Annotated in this window: 10 protein-coding genes and 7 tRNA genes; 16 read left to right on the top strand and 1 reads right to left on the bottom strand. The window is 43.4% G+C overall.

Annotated features, from left to right (window positions below; translation table 11 throughout):
* Window positions 1–83: 83 nt before the first annotated feature.
* The 16 genes from uvrY to OCU48_RS07345 all read left to right on the top strand — a co-directional run bounded on the left by uvrY (window position 84) and on the right by OCU48_RS07345 (window position 13,546).
* Complete coding sequence (uvrY, locus tag OCU48_RS07420) at window positions 84–728, top strand: UvrY/SirA/GacA family response regulator transcription factor (RefSeq protein ID WP_119010335.1); 645 nt, start codon at window positions 84–86, stop codon at window positions 726–728.
* Window positions 728–2,560 (top strand): excinuclease ABC subunit UvrC, encoded by a 1,833-nt coding sequence (gene uvrC / locus OCU48_RS07415; RefSeq protein ID WP_141343970.1) that lies wholly within the window; start codon window positions 728–730, stop codon window positions 2,558–2,560. The genes uvrY and uvrC overlap by 1 nt, the downstream gene beginning before the upstream one ends.
* 77 nt (window positions 2,561–2,637) lie before the next feature.
* A complete protein-coding gene (pgsA, locus tag OCU48_RS07410; RefSeq protein WP_141343969.1) occupies window positions 2,638–3,192 on the top strand; it encodes a CDP-diacylglycerol--glycerol-3-phosphate 3-phosphatidyltransferase in 555 nt (184 codons plus the stop codon).
* Window positions 3,193–3,495: 303 nt separating this feature from the next.
* Window positions 3,496–3,569: transfer RNA gene (locus OCU48_RS07405), tRNA-Cys, on the top strand.
* Window positions 3,570–3,616: 47 nt separating this feature from the next.
* Window positions 3,617–3,692 (top strand) — tRNA-Gly (locus OCU48_RS07400).
* Between the two features lie 92 nt (window positions 3,693–3,784).
* A tRNA-Leu gene (locus tag OCU48_RS07395) sits at window positions 3,785–3,871 on the top strand.
* A 40-nt stretch (window positions 3,872–3,911) separates the two neighbouring features.
* Window positions 3,912–3,987: transfer RNA gene (locus OCU48_RS07390), tRNA-Gly, on the top strand.
* Window positions 3,988–4,031: 44 nt separating this feature from the next.
* Window positions 4,032–4,105 (top strand) — tRNA-Cys (locus OCU48_RS07385).
* A 92-nt stretch (window positions 4,106–4,197) separates the two neighbouring features.
* A tRNA-Leu gene (locus tag OCU48_RS07380) sits at window positions 4,198–4,284 on the top strand.
* A 40-nt stretch (window positions 4,285–4,324) separates the two neighbouring features.
* Window positions 4,325–4,400, top strand: a tRNA-Gly gene (locus tag OCU48_RS07375).
* Window positions 4,401–4,773: 373 nt separating this feature from the next.
* Window positions 4,774–5,619, top strand: a complete 846-nt coding sequence (locus OCU48_RS07370; protein WP_141345358.1) for a mechanosensitive ion channel family protein — start codon at window positions 4,774–4,776, stop codon at window positions 5,617–5,619.
* A gap of 519 nt (window positions 5,620–6,138) precedes the next feature.
* Window positions 6,139–9,030, top strand: a complete 2,892-nt coding sequence (locus tag OCU48_RS07365; protein WP_141345357.1) for a pyridoxal phosphate-dependent class III aminotransferase — start codon at window positions 6,139–6,141, stop codon at window positions 9,028–9,030.
* Window positions 9,031–9,043: 13 nt separating this feature from the next.
* Window positions 9,044–10,291 carry a carboxynorspermidine synthase gene (locus OCU48_RS07360; RefSeq protein ID WP_141345356.1) on the top strand — a complete coding sequence of 416 codons (1,248 nt, stop codon included), beginning with the start codon at window positions 9,044–9,046 and terminating at the stop codon, window positions 10,289–10,291.
* A gap of 71 nt (window positions 10,292–10,362) precedes the next feature.
* The gene (nspC, locus tag OCU48_RS07355) at window positions 10,363–11,493 is read left to right on the top strand and encodes a carboxynorspermidine decarboxylase (RefSeq protein ID WP_141345355.1); all 1,131 of its coding nucleotides are present in this window, start codon (window positions 10,363–10,365) and stop codon (window positions 11,491–11,493) included.
* A gap of 154 nt (window positions 11,494–11,647) precedes the next feature.
* Window positions 11,648–12,034, top strand: a complete 387-nt coding sequence (locus tag OCU48_RS07350; RefSeq protein WP_141345354.1) for a DUF4345 domain-containing protein — start codon at window positions 11,648–11,650, stop codon at window positions 12,032–12,034.
* A 9-nt stretch (window positions 12,035–12,043) separates the two neighbouring features.
* Complete coding sequence (locus OCU48_RS07345) at window positions 12,044–13,546, top strand: arylsulfatase (RefSeq protein ID WP_141345353.1); 1,503 nt, start codon at window positions 12,044–12,046, stop codon at window positions 13,544–13,546.
* Between the two features lie 172 nt (window positions 13,547–13,718).
* On the opposite strand, the gene OCU48_RS07340 is transcribed toward OCU48_RS07345, so the two are convergent.
* Window positions 13,719–14,537: a hypothetical protein gene (locus tag OCU48_RS07340; protein ID WP_141345352.1), complete on the bottom strand. Its 819-nt coding sequence runs from the start codon at window positions 14,535–14,537 to the stop codon at window positions 13,719–13,721.
* Between the last annotated feature and the right edge of the window lie 175 nt (window positions 14,538–14,712).

Here is a 14,712-nt window from a genome sequence, read left to right as displayed (position 1 = left end):
ATTAACGTAGAATAAGGACCGCATGTTATGATTCATTCATGACGAACTTTGCGGCCAAAAAATAAAAGTGTGGAGATACAAGTTTGATTAATGTTTTCCTTGTAGATGATCACGAGCTTGTACGCACAGGGATAAGACGTATTATTGAAGACGTCCGTGGAATGAACGTAGCAGGGGAAGCTGAAAGCGGTGAAGAATCTGTAAAATGGTGCAGGAATAACCATGTTGATGTAATCCTTATGGATATGAACATGCCCGGTATCGGTGGTCTTGAGGCCACAAAGAAAATCTTACGTTTTAACCCAGACGTTAAGATTATTGTATTGACTGTTCATACAGAAAATCCATTTCCTACTAAGGTAATGCAAGCTGGTGCTGCCGGCTATCTTACTAAGGGAGCGGGTCCTGATGAAATGGTTAACGCAATTCGAATGGTGAACAGCGGTCAACGCTACATTTCACCTGAGATCGCTCAACAAATGGCTCTGAGTCAAGTGTCACATTCTTCTGATAATCCTTTTAAGGACCTCTCGGAGCGTGAGCTACAAATTATGTTGATGATCACCAAAGGTCAAAAGGTAACCGATATTTCGGAACAACTGAGCCTTAGCCCTAAAACTGTAAATAGTTACCGCTATAGACTGTTTAACAAGCTAGATATCAGTGGTGATGTTGAATTGACCCACCTAGCTATTCGTCACGGAATGTTGGATACAGAGACACTTTAGTGACAACAGGGTTCGACTCAGCCGCATTTCTAAAAACGGTTACCGACCAGCCCGGCGTTTATCGTATGTATAACGCCGAGGCTGTTGTTATTTATGTCGGCAAAGCCAAAGATCTAAAAAAACGCCTCAGCAGTTACTTCAGAAAAAAACTCGATAACGAAAAAACACGTGCTCTGGTCAGTCACATTGATCATATAGACGTGACAGTGACCCATACTGAAACTGAAGCTCTTATCCTTGAGCATAACTACATTAAACAGTACTTACCCAAGTACAATGTTTTGCTTCGAGACGATAAATCTTACCCCTATATATTCATCAGTAATCACAAGCACCCACGCTTGTCCCTTCATCGTGGTTCTAAAAAGCGTAAAGGGGAGTACTTTGGGCCTTATCCTGATTCTGGCGCAGTAAGGCAGACCTTACATCTGCTGCAAAAAATACTGCCAATGAGACAGTGTGAAGACACGATTTACGCCAATCGCACTAGACCGTGTTTGATGTACCAAATTGGACGATGTGCAGCGCCATGCGTCACTAGTGTAATTTCTGATGAAGAATATGCAGACCTTGTGCAATGGGTTCGCCTGTTTTTACAAGGTAAAGACAAACTGGTAGTAGGCCAACTGATTGAAAAAATGGATGAGGCTAGCCGTACTCTGAAATTTGAGCAGGCGGCTAAATTTCGCGATCAAATTCAGGCAATAAGACGCATTCAAGAACAACAATTTGTATCTGAAGATAGCTTCGATGATATTGACGTACTGGGTTATGCTCAAGAGTCCGGCGTGGCGTGTATCCACATTTTGATGATCCGTCAGGGCAAGATTTTAGGCAGTCGCAGTTTCTTTCCAAAAATCCCCAATAACAGCCAGCAAGACGAAATTTTTTATAGTTTTATTAGTCAGTATTACCTAAATCAGTCGGAGGGTAGGGCACTGCCTAGTCGTTTGATATTTGCTGCGGGCCTATTGGTTGAGGAACAAGCTTTTCAAGATGCGTTGACACAGATGGCGGGAAGACGCGTCTCCTTTCATACAGATCCAAGTGGTAATCGTGGGCGCTATTTAAAATTAGCAAATACCAATGCATTAAGTGCCATTACCACTAAAATTAATCACAAAATGACCATTTCACAGCGCTTCAAGGAGCTTCAAGAGGTTCTGAATATGGAGTCTATCCGGCGTATGGAATGTTTTGATATCAGCCATACGATGGGTGAGAGCACCATCGCTTCCTGTGTCGTGTTTAATCATGAAGGCCCGGTAAAACCAGAATATCGTCGCTACAACATAACTGGCATTACCGGTGGTGATGACTACGCGGCTATGGGACAAGTCCTTGAACGTCGCTACTCTAAGCAACTCGATGTTGATAAGATCCCGGATATTATTTTCATCGATGGTGGTAAAGGACAACTCAATCGAGCCATAGAGATTATTTCTCAATATTGGGATCAGTGGCCAAAACGACCTAGACTTATCGGTATTGCTAAAGGTGTTACGCGTAAGCCAGGTTTAGAGACTATGATCACAGCGGAAGGTGATGAGTTTAATTTGGCAAGTGATGCGCCAGCCCTCCATTTAATGCAGCACATACGCGACGAGAGCCACAACCATGCAATTGCAGGGCACCGAGCCAAACGCGGTAAAACAAGGCGCACCAGTGCTCTTGAGGGCATTGAGGGAGTCGGCCCTAAGCGCAGACAAGCATTGTTGAAGTATATGGGCGGTTTACAGGAGCTAAAGCGTGCCAGTGCTGAAGAAATAGCCAAAGTACCCGGTATCAGTGATTCTTTGGCAGAAAAGATTGTTCAGGCGTTGCAACACTAACTAAAATCCCGCAACATTGGGGTTAAATTTAAAGTCAGATAAGCGCGTTGTCTTAACGTGCCTTCAGAGTAAATAAAATGCGATTGACTATCCCAAACATTCTTACCATGATCCGCTTATTCTTGATCCCAGTGTTTGTCATTGTGTTCTATTTACCAACCTCATGGGCTCCGTTTACTGCCGCTATGGTGTTTTGGGTTGCCGGGTTTACCGATTGGCTTGACGGGCTTGCTGCTCGCAAATTGGGGCAGACCTCGCGCTTTGGTGCGTTTCTAGACCCTGTGGCGGATAAAGTCATGGTGGCTACAGCGCTATTGCTGATTGCTGAGCACTTCAATACGATTTGGATTACAGTCCCTGCGATTATAATGATTTCTCGAGAAATCATTATTTCAGCTCTCAGAGAGTGGATGGCAGAAATTGGTAAGCGATCTAGTGTAGCGGTATCTTGGATCGGTAAAGTAAAAACGTTTTCGCAAATGTTTGCGTTGTGGGTTCTTATCTGGCGCTACGACGATTGGATGGTGTGGATAGGCTACTTGTCCTTGTATGTGGCAACAGTCCTCACTCTGTGGTCTATGGTCCAGTATTTAATGGCAGCCAAAGACGATCTACTCCATTCAGAAGATTAAAATAGATTTTGGAAAACCAGCGAAAGCTGGTTTTTTTGTATTTGCGACAACCAATTGCAAATATTTTATGTCTAAGCGTCTTCACGCCAACACAAACAAAGAGTTAGTAAAAATTGCAGTGCAGAAAAACACCTCAAATTAAGCGTAATTTGACCAGTATTTGATACTTATCTAACCACTTGCATGCGGTTTGTTTGTAAAGCGAGCAAACGAATCAAAATTATAAAAATTTTATTGACTCAACGGGGTGAATCCGTAAAATGCCACCCCGTACCGAAGAGAAACATTCTTCAGTAACACAGAGGCGCCTTGGCAGAGTGGCTATGCAGCGGATTGCAAATCCGTGGACCTCGGTTCGACTCCGGGAGGCGCCTCCATTATTTTATATTACAGCTGGCAGCTTAAAGCTAGCAGCTGTAAGTATGCGACACTAGCTCAGTTGGTAGAGCGCAACCTTGCCAAGGTTGAGGTCACGAGTTCGAACCTCGTGTGTCGCTCCAAATAAAACCTTATAGCTATTAGGCGTCAGCTTAAAGCTCTAAGAAGATGGTGTTTTACTTTTCAGTAATTGGCATCGCAACAAGTTTTGCGTGCCCTGGTGGTGGAATTGGTAGACACAAGGGATTTAAAATCCCTCGGCGTTCGCGCTGTGCCGGTTCAAGTCCGGCCCGGGGCACCATCTATAAAGCTCACAGCTTCAAGCTGTCAGCAGTAAGAAAGCGACACTAGCTCAGTTGGTAGAGCGCAACCTTGCCAAGGTTGAGGTCACGAGTTCGAACCTCGTGTGTCGCTCCAAAAAATTATAGCTTTAAGTTAAATGCTTACAGCTCACAGAATATGGCGCCTTGGCAGAGTGGCTATGCAGCGGATTGCAAATCCGTGGACCTCGGTTCGACTCCGGGAGGCGCCTCCATATTTAATCTTATAGCCGACAGTTCAAAGCTGTCAGCGGTAAGAAGATGGTGTTTTACTTTTCAGTAATCGGCATCGCAACAAGTTTTGCGTGCCCTGGTGGTGGAATTGGTAGACACAAGGGATTTAAAATCCCTCGGCGTTCGCGCTGTGCCGGTTCAAGTCCGGCCCGGGGCACCATCTATAAAGCTCACAGCTTCAAGCTGTCAGCAGTAAGAAAGCGACACTAGCTCAGTTGGTAGAGCGCAACCTTGCCAAGGTTGAGGTCACGAGTTCGAACCTCGTGTGTCGCTCCAAATACAAAAAGCCCTAGCAGTCATGCTAGGGCTTTTTTGCATTTTAAAGATACCTTAGCCTATAGATAGAAGGCTCTATTTCTTTGCTGTCTTAGATAGAATTCAATAAAGTTATTTTTTGAGCCTTTAATACCAATCGTAGTAAATAACTGTTCACCCTAGCTTGTTAAAACACTCGATAACGGCGTTAGAATTTTTGATTGTAGAATAACTACTTATTAAAAAGTTTTCGTTTTGTTCTCAAATGTTTTTTCTGCGCAATTTCTAGCCATTTACTTACTGTGATTGTATAACTCGTGTTAAAGTATTTGTTCTCTTTTTAAGAGTAGATCCTTTATTCTCAATCACTTATATACCTATTAGGGAGTAACTCGTGGAGAAACTGCAACCAATTGTCGATTTTCTTCTTACGTATAAGAGTATCTTCAGTGCATTAATTTTGCTCGTCATTTGGCTATTGCGCCGCTTCTTATTGTCTATGATTCGTGGCAATGATGCGTTTATTTCGGAAAAACAGCGCAATTGGATGTCAAAGACTAAGAATGGCAGTTTTGCGCTTATCCTTATTATTCTGTTTATCTTATGGCAGTCAGAGATTAATCAGTTTGCTCTAAGTGTCACCGCAATTGCCGTCGCTATTGTTGTAGCTTCAAAGGAAATTATTCTTTGTTTTACTGGTTCAATACAAAGAGCCAGTTCTCGTTCATTTCGTATTGGTGATTGGATTGAAGTTGGAAAACTAAGCGGAGAAGTGTTAGAACACAATATGATGGCGACCGTGATTCAGGAGATCGATCTTCATCATGGGCAATATCATTACACGGGTAAAACAGCGACACTGCCAAATAGCATGTTCTTTACCTACCCAGTGAAGAATCTCAATTTTATGAAAAGGTATGTTTATCATAACTTTCACATTGTAGTGAAAGACTTCGTCAACCTATACCCGATGATTCCTGATTTAACAGTAAAAATTGAAGAGCATTGCGCCTATTTTAGTGATGTTGCGATTCGCTATAACGCTATGATTGAAAAGCACGCAGGCTTGGATCTGCCTGGTGCGGAGCCTCACATTCATATAACGAGTAACCTCAATGCAGAGCAGATTGTTCACTACATGATATTTTGTCCGACAGACAAGGCGAATCATCTAGAAAACTTAATTCGTAAAGATTTTATGGATATGTATGAACAGCGCTTTCCAGTAAAGTCTGACTGATACACAGACACGCATCTAGCCTCAGAGGAAATACTGAGGCTTTTTTATCTGTGAAATTATCATTTGATATGCATGTAACATTTTGAAATGAATTTACGGTTATAAATAGCAGGTTTCAAACGTTTACTGTTGATAAGATCACGTTTTCTTGCTAAATTCCCGCGCAATCTCAGAGCACTCTGAGGGACACGCGTAATAAACTTTCAAGCTGATAGTGATATTACGTAGGGTAGGTATCAAACGGCCTTCGTTTGATAGATGGGAATAAGATGCCGAAGATGGCATTGAGAAAGGCACCCAACATGTATCATCAATCTAATTTGACAATCAGCTTCGTTCTACCGGCTTACACTATAATTACTGAGCCTTGATCCGTCACATCTGACAGTTCATCCCTTTTAAATACTATTTTTCTAAGCAGCACTTTTTAAGTGGTGTTTGCATACTATATATCCTTAATGTTAATCCGTTGTTCTGAATATGAACAAGGAAAACCATTACTCTAATTTAGGTAAATCTATGAGCTCTGCATTTGAATTTGAGATGGCAGCCACTGGTGCTGTTTTTTCAAGTGATGTCCCTGTTGTTGAAGGCATTTATGACCTAACTCCAGATCAAATGTTAATTGACCAAGCTGAGCACGAATCTGAAGTTCGTTCTTATCCACGTCGTCTCCCTCTTGCTATCAAACGTGCTTATGGCGCGTTAGTTGAAGATACTCGCGGCCAAATGTTTTTGGACTGCTTGGCAGGTGCGGGCACGTTGGCCTTGGGTTACAACCATCCTGAGATTAATCAAGCGCTGAAAGAGCAGCTAGAAAGTGGCTTGCCTTATCAAACACTGGATATTACGACTCAGGCTAAAGATACCTTTATTAAACGAGTAAAAGCGTTTCTTCCGGAAGAGTTTTCTAAAAACTCTGCAATTCAGTTCTGTGGTCCTTCAGGCGCAGATGCTGTTGAAGCTGCGATTAAGTTGGCTAAGCAGACTACAGGTCGTAATACTGTATTTGCATTTAGAGGTGCCTACCATGGCATGACCAACGGTACTATGGGCATGATGGGTAACCTTGGCACAAAAGCGCGTCGCACCGGACTTATGTCTGATGTTCACTTTATGCCGTTCCCGTATAGCCTACGTTGCCCGTTTGGTCTTGGCGGTGATGCAGGGGCTAAAGCCAGCATTCGTTACATTGAGCGTCTTCTTTGTGACGATGAAGCCGGCATCATGAAGCCAGCAGCTATCTTCGTTGAACCTGTTCAAGGTGAAGGTGGGGTTATCCCAGCGCCAGCTTTCTGGTTACGTGAACTACGCCGTATCTGTGATGAACACAATATCCTTTTGGTGCTGGATGAAATTCAATGTGGTGTGGGTAAAACAGGTTACCGTTTTGCATTTGAAGAAGCGGGCATTTCTCCTGACATCCTATGTCTATCTAAGGCAATTGGTGGCGGCCTTCCGATGTCTCTACTTGTATTCAAGAAAGAGAACGACACATGGAATGCGGGTGAGCATACTGGCACTTTCCGTGGAAACCAATTGGCAATGGTATCGGGCGCTAAAGCGCTAGAGATAATTGAGCGCGATGGTTTGGTTGAGCATGCTGCAAAAGCAGGTCAGTACCTAAGAGAAGGTCTTGAAGCGATTCAACGTCGTGTTAACTGTATTGCAGAAGTACGCGGTAAAGGCTTGATGCTTGGCGTCGAGATCGTTAAGCCAAGCGGTGAGTGCAATAAGTTTGGCGAGCGTGTTGCTGATGGAGAGCTGACTCTTGCGATTCAACGAGCGGCGCTTGAGCGTGGCTTGATGGTAGAAAAGGGTGGTCGTGACGGCAGTGTGATTCGTTTCTTGCCACCAATCATTATCTCTTACGCGCAGATTGATTTTGCTCTTAAAATCATGGAGCAAGCTATCCTTGCTGCAGGTGGTTCTTTACTTGACCCAGAGCCAACCAACAAACAGTGGCAAAAACACTTTATTCATACTGGCGCACAGGGCGCAGATGAATTTGCCAGTGTAATGCATCACACCGTTGATGCAATGAAGTCTGTATTTGAAGCGGTAGATAAGCCGTATTCTGGTATGGATCCCAAAGCGCTAGAAGAACAAATTAATCATGTTAATTTAGATTCAGGAAATCAAAATCTGACTGAAGTTATCAATGACGCTTCAGATTTAATTGCCAAAAACTCGATTATGGTTCAACACCCTAACTGTATTGCGCACCTTCATACTCCACCTCTCATGCCAGCGGTTGCAGCGGAAGCGATGATTGCGGGTCTTAATCAGTCAATGGATTCATGGGATCAAGCTTCAGCTGCGACTTATGTCGAGCAAAAAGTGGTTAATTGGCTTTGTCAGCAATACCAGATGGGTGAAAACTCAGATGGTGTGTTTACCAGTGGTGGTACTCAAAGTAACCAAATGGGCCTACTGCTCGCACGTGATTGGTTTGCTGATATTACCAGCAAGCACTCCATCCAAAAGCTAGGCAATCCAGATTACGCAGATAAGCTTCGTATCATCTGCTCAGATAAATCCCACTTTACCGTGCAAAAATCTGCAGCTTGGATGGGGCTGGGTGAAAAGTCAGTGATCTGCGTGAACACCTTTGATGACGGCACAATGGATACAGAAGCTCTGGCTGAGACTATTGCTAGTGCTAAGGCCGAGGGTTTAATGCCGTTTGCTGTTGTGGCAACTGCAGGGACGACAGATCATGGCGCTATTGATGATATTGAAGTGATGGCAAGCATTGCTGAGCGCGAAAACCTTTGGCTTCACGTAGATGGTGCTTATGGCGGCGCTCTCATTCTGAGTAGCCACAAAGATCGTCTAAAAGGCATAGAGAAAGCAGATTCAGTATCGGTTGACTTCCATAAGCTGTTCTATCAAACAATCAGCTGCGGTTCGTTGTTGGTTAAAGATAAAGCCAACTTCGATTATCTGTTACACCACGCAGACTATCTGAACCGTGAACACGATGAGCTACCCAATCTTGTCGACAAAACTATGGCTACCACCAAGCGATTTGATGCGCTTAAGGTGTATATGACCATGCAAAATGTCGGCCCGAAAGCGCTAGGTGCAATGTACGATCATCTGCTAGAACAAACTCAGCAAGTGGCGAAGATGGTACAAGGACATGAGATGTTTGAGCTCTTGGCGGCCCCTGCATTGTCGACAGTTTTGTTCCGTTGCAAGCACCTTGATGCGTGTCGTTTAGACAAGCTAAATCAGAAAGTACGTATCGAAGCCTTAGTTCGTGGCGTCGCTGTATTGGGCGAGACGGTGGTAAATGGTCATTCAGCACTGAAATTTACAATTTTGAATCCGTGTCTGACCCTGTCAGATTTCGAAAAACTATTAAATGACATTGATAAGCTAGCGGTAGAGCTAGCGGCACAATAAAGGAAAGAAACAAATGGCAGTTTTGCAAATTGGTGCAGGTGGTGTTGGTTGGGTTGTTGCGCATAAAGCAGCACAAAACAACGACGTTTTAGGTGACATCACTATCGCTTCTCGTACCGTGGCTAAATGTGACAAGATTATTGCTTCGATCAAGGGTAAAAATAATCTTAAAGATCCATCTAAGAAGCTCGAGTCTCGCTCTGTAGATGCTGACGATGTTGCAGCTCTTGTTGCGCTTATCAATGAGGTAAAACCAGACCTAGTTATCAACGCGGGTCCTCCTTGGGTAAACATCACCATCATGGAAGCGTGTCTGCAAGCTAAAGTCTCTTATCTAGATACTTCTGTAGCGGTTGATTTGTGTTCAGAAGGTCAGCAGGTTCCTCAAGCTTATGACTGGCAGTGGGGCTTCCGTGACAAATTTAAAGAAGCGGGTATTACTGGTATTCTGGGTGCGGGCTTCGATCCTGGCGTAGTAAGCGTATTTGCTGCACACGCTGTGAAGCACCTATTTGATGAAATCGACACTATCGATGTGATGGATGTAAATGCCGGTGACCATGGTAAGAAGTTTGCAACTAACTTTGACCCTGAAACCAACATGCTTGAGATCCAAGGCGACTCTTTCTACTGGGAAGATGGCGAATGGAAGCAAGTAGGCTGTCATGAGCGCATGTTTGAGTTTGATTTCCCGCTAGTAGGAAAGCACAAGGTTTACTCTATGGCGCATGATGAAGTGCGTTCTATGCAAGAGTTCATCCCTGCAAAGCGTATTGAATTTTGGATGGGCTTCGGTGATGCATACCTGAACTACTTCAACTGCATGCGTGATATCGGTCTGCTTAGCCCAGAACCGCTAACCTTGCATGATGGTACTGTTGTACAGCCGCTACATGTGCTTAAAGCGCTACTACCAGACCCAACGTCACTAGCACCGGGTTACACAGGTAAAACCTGTATTGGTACCTGGGTTCGTGGTACTAAAGATGGTAAGCCACGTGGTGTGTTCATCTACAACAACGCAGATCATGAAGTGGCATATGAAGATGTAGAGCACCAAGCTATCTCTTACACTACTGGTGTTCCTGCAATTACCGCTGCACTGCAATACTTCCGCGGTAAGTGGGCAGAAGCGGGTGTGTTTAACATGGAGCAACTAGACCCAGATCCGTTCCTAGAGACAATGCCTGAGATTGGTCTAGATTGGCACGTTCAAGAGCTAGATCCAGAGCAAGCACCAGATATTCAAATCTTGAAATAATCCTGCAAAAATAACGTAATTAAAAGCCGGTTCTAATACCGGCTTTGTTCGGTTAAAAAGTTAGAGAAACTATGAATCATTCTGAACAGCAAACTCCTTACTTCATGATTGATGAAGCGAAGCTTATTCAAAACCTTGAGACAGCACGGAAGCTCAAAGAGTTATCGGGCGTGAAACTGGTTTTAGCGCTTAAATGCTTCTCGACTTGGGGCGTGTTTGACATTATCAAGCCTTACCTTGATGGGACGACAAGTAGTGGTCCATATGAAGTGAAACTCGGTTACGAAACCTTTGGTGGTGAAACGCATGCTTACAGCGTTGGCTACACCGAGCAAGACGTACTTGAAGTGGCTGATATGGCTGACAAGCTAATCTTTAATTCTCAAAGTCAACTTGCCCATTATCGTCATTTAGTGGAAGGAAAGGCCTCTCTTGGCCTGCGTCTCAACCCAGGTGTCAGCGTCGCGGGACAAGACTTAGCAAACCCAGCTCGTAAATACTCTCGTCTAGGTGTGCAAGCTTCTAATATTGATCCACAAATGTTTGATGCATTAGATGGCGTGATGTTCCACATGAACTGTGAGAACAAAAGCGCTGATTCATTTATTGAATTACTCGATTCGATTTCAACGCAATTCGGTCAGTACCTAGACACAATGCAGTGGGTAAGCCTAGGTGGCGGTGTTTTCTTTACATGGCCTGGGTACGAACTTGAAAAGCTTGCGCAAGCACTAAAAGCCTTTTCTGATAAGCACAGCGTTCAGCTGTATCTTGAACCAGGTGAAGCCATCATTACTAAGACTACCGATCTTGTTGTTACAGTGGTTGATATTGTTGAGAATGAAAAGAAAACTGCGATTGTTGATTCTGCTACAGAAGCGCATCGATTAGACACGTTAATTTATGATGAGCCAGCATCTATCCTAGAAGCTACTGATGGAGCTGAACATCACTATGTAATTGGTTCTTGCTCTTGTCTTGCAGGCGATCAGTTCTGTGAGACTCAGTTTGATAAGCCACTAGAAATTGGCCAGCGCTTGCACATTATAGATAGTGCAGGTTATACCATGGTAAAACTAAACTGGTTTAATGGCATTAAAATGCCTTCTATCTATTGTCAGCGTGCAAATGGTGAAGTCGTTAAACTCAATGAGTTTGATTACACTGATTTTAAGCGCTCACTGTCGCAGTGGACAGTCTAGTGCAGAAGATTTTAAATAGAGCTGTTATCAGCTCTATTTTTTCTAACTATCTCCAGCATCCTTAAAAAACACACAATTTCAATGAGTTCAATTGGTTAAGTTTTAAATTCTTGTCTACGCTTTCATTTTAATTGAGACAAAATGAGGACGTCAGATGAAGGTACAAAGTCTATTCTTGCTTGCCGCTTCTGCTGGTCTATTACCCATCGCCCTTTCTTATGGTCTAGTCCCAACTCAATCTTTGTCGTTTCTATTCGGTATTGATGCCACTCCAGTTAATGTTAGTCATATCTTTCGCGCTGTAATGGGGCTCTATTTAGCGCTTTTATTATTTTGGATATTAGGTGCGTTTCGGGATAAATATCAGTTAGCCGCGCTTTATAGTTTAGTCGTATTTATGTTGGGTCTTGCTGGAGGGCGCCTCATCAGTTTTTTGCTCGACGGAATGCCTCATTGGCTACTTGCCATTTATTTCGCTCTAGAAGTCGCTTTTGGTGTGGTGGGCATCGCCATGATCAGAAAAACAGAAAGTAATATTTAAGGATAAAATATGAAAAGGAAACTTCAATGTTTGTCATATTTACTGTTGGGTTCGCTGTCCACAGCAGCACATTCGGCACAAGACAAACCTAATATATTTGTTATTTTTACCGACGATATTGGCATCTCAAATTTAAGCGCTTATCACAATGGCGTGATGAGTAGTGAAACACCCAATATTGATAGCATTGCTGAAAAGGGAATGCTTCTAACCGACTATTACGCCCAACCATCTTGTACCGCAGGGCGTTCAGCCTTTCTTACGGGGCAATTTCCAGTTAGAACAGGAATGCATTCAGTAGGTCTTCCTGGTGGTCCAGTAGGGCTGCACCAGGACACACCAACACTCCCTGAAGTATTGAAAACTATGGGGTATGTAACTGGTCAGTTTGGAAAGAATCACTTAGGAGATAGGGACGAATTCTTACCAACGATGCATGGCTTTGACGAGTACTGGGGTTGGTTGTATCACCTTAATGCGATGGAATATACAGAGGATCCTGATTGGCCAAAAGATCCTGCGTTTAAAAAGTTTGCTCCTCGTAATGTGATTCACGCCAAGTCAGATGGCAAGGGCAGTCAAACCATCGAAGATGATGGTCCTTTGACTATTGAGAGAATGCGAACCTTAGATGATGAGGTTAATAAGCATGCTATTGATTTTATTGAACGTGCGGTGAAAGCCGACAAGCCATTTTTTACTTGGTATTGTCCATCAAGAGGACATGTGTGGACTCATCTTTCACCTAAGTATGAAGCGATGCTCGGACAAAATGGTTGGGGACTACAAGAAGTCGTCATGAAAGACTTAGATGATCATGTAGGGGAAATGCTAGATAAACTGGAAGAGTTGGGAGTAGCAGACAACACCATTGTGATGTTTACTGCTGACAACGGTCCAGAGATCATGACCTGGCCTGATGGTGGCATGACACCATTTAAAAGTGAGAAGGGCACGACATGGGAAGGTGGCGTTCGCGCTCCTGCATTGGTTAGTTGGCCAGGAAAGATCCCTGCAGGGAGTGTAAATAACGGTATCTTTGATGGTATGGACTGGTTGCCCACTTTTGTTGCTGCAGCGGATGGCCCTCAAGATCTAAAAGAGAAGATGTTAACGGGATACGATGGTTTTAAGGCTCATCTTGATGGTTACAACCAAATAGAAATGCTAACCAAAGATGGCGAATCGAAACGCAAAGAGATCTTTTATTACGAGCGTGATACTTTGCAAGCCGTTCGTTATCAAGATTGGAAAGCACACTTTATTGTACAAAACGAAGGGTGGAGTGGTCCAAAAGAGAAACTCAATGCTCCATTGCTTTTCAACCTCAGGCGTGACCCTTATGAAAGAGCTGCAGAAGAATCGGGAATGTACCTAAAATGGATGGGTCAGAAAATGTGGGCATTTGGCCCAGTTCAGGCCGCTGTTGCCCAGCATCAAGCCACTTTTAAGGAGTGGCCTGCTATAACCCCTGATACACCAGCAGAAAGAACAGGTGGTGTAGGGAACTAGCCTCAAAGACAGACAAAGCTCGCTTAATCAGCGAGCTTTTTTTAATCTCAACACTTTGGAGTTATTTCTTTGTGTTAGACAGTAAGATCTTTTAAAACAGAGCTGCCAGTGAGCAGCTCAAGGGGAACGGGGGAATGTTTACTTTTAACAGAAGCAAGTCAAAAGAGCATTTTTAGAAGTAGTAGCTATAAGTGAATTTAACTTCTGTACCCTGTCGGTTATGACCAAAGCTTTGGTCTACGTCATCAAAAAACTCGGTGTAAGTGAACTTACCCCAATGCTTACGATTATTTGTTAGTGGCATTTGTAGCGCAACATCGAGCTGTAACTGATTTATTGTGCCTAGATGCCCACCAAAATCTAATGAACTAAACTGGGGGTTGACCTGAATATGCGTACCATTCGAGTTTAGGTAAATGGAGTTTAAGTAATTGAATTGAACACCGTAAGTCCAATCATCAACGTAACCCGTCTTGGCAATACTGTCGTTATTTTGGCCAACCGCAACAGCTAAAATAGGGAACGAAAGCCAATTGCTAAAAGGCATTTCCAATTTAATTAAGCCACCTAGGGCAAACAAACGATCTGACAAAGCATCAGTAAAGCTGGTCTCTATATAATCGACAGACACACCGAGCATTGGCGCTATCTCAGAATCGATACGAGTTACTTCAAAATAACGTGCTCGTACTTGTGATAGGTTAAAATCATCACTTCCAACCTTACCATTGTCTTGGCCTTGAACAGTAAGTTGCCCTAGAAATAGGTTACCGTTTTGTTTGGCACCAGATATTTGTCCCTGTATTTGAACTAGGTCGTTGTCATCTTCTTTGTAGCTTTGTTTACCATAGGTCACACTAACCACTGAAGATACTTTAGTGTGATCACCTGGATCAGGGGCATTTTCATTATCGATATGATCATCAGCAAAGGTATTGAGGGAGGTCAGAATTAGAGCACTGCTTAATGCGCATTTTTGTAAGGTGGTCATGGGCAACTCAATTTTTATAGTAGAAATTGAAAGTCACTCTAGGCGTACCGGACCTATTTAGATAACCAAATTAAAAGATATAAAGTAAAAAAAAACACCCGGAGAAATACTATTTTTTTGAGGGGGCAGTTACAAAGTAAAAAGACCTAATAAGACTGTGCTCCAGTTCATTCTT

Origin of the sequence: Vibrio inusitatus, from assembly GCA_024346935.1 — a bacterium.
GTDB lineage: Bacteria > Pseudomonadota > Gammaproteobacteria > Enterobacterales > Vibrionaceae > Vibrio > Vibrio inusitatus.
This window is presented reverse-complemented; position numbering and strand designations above follow the sequence as displayed.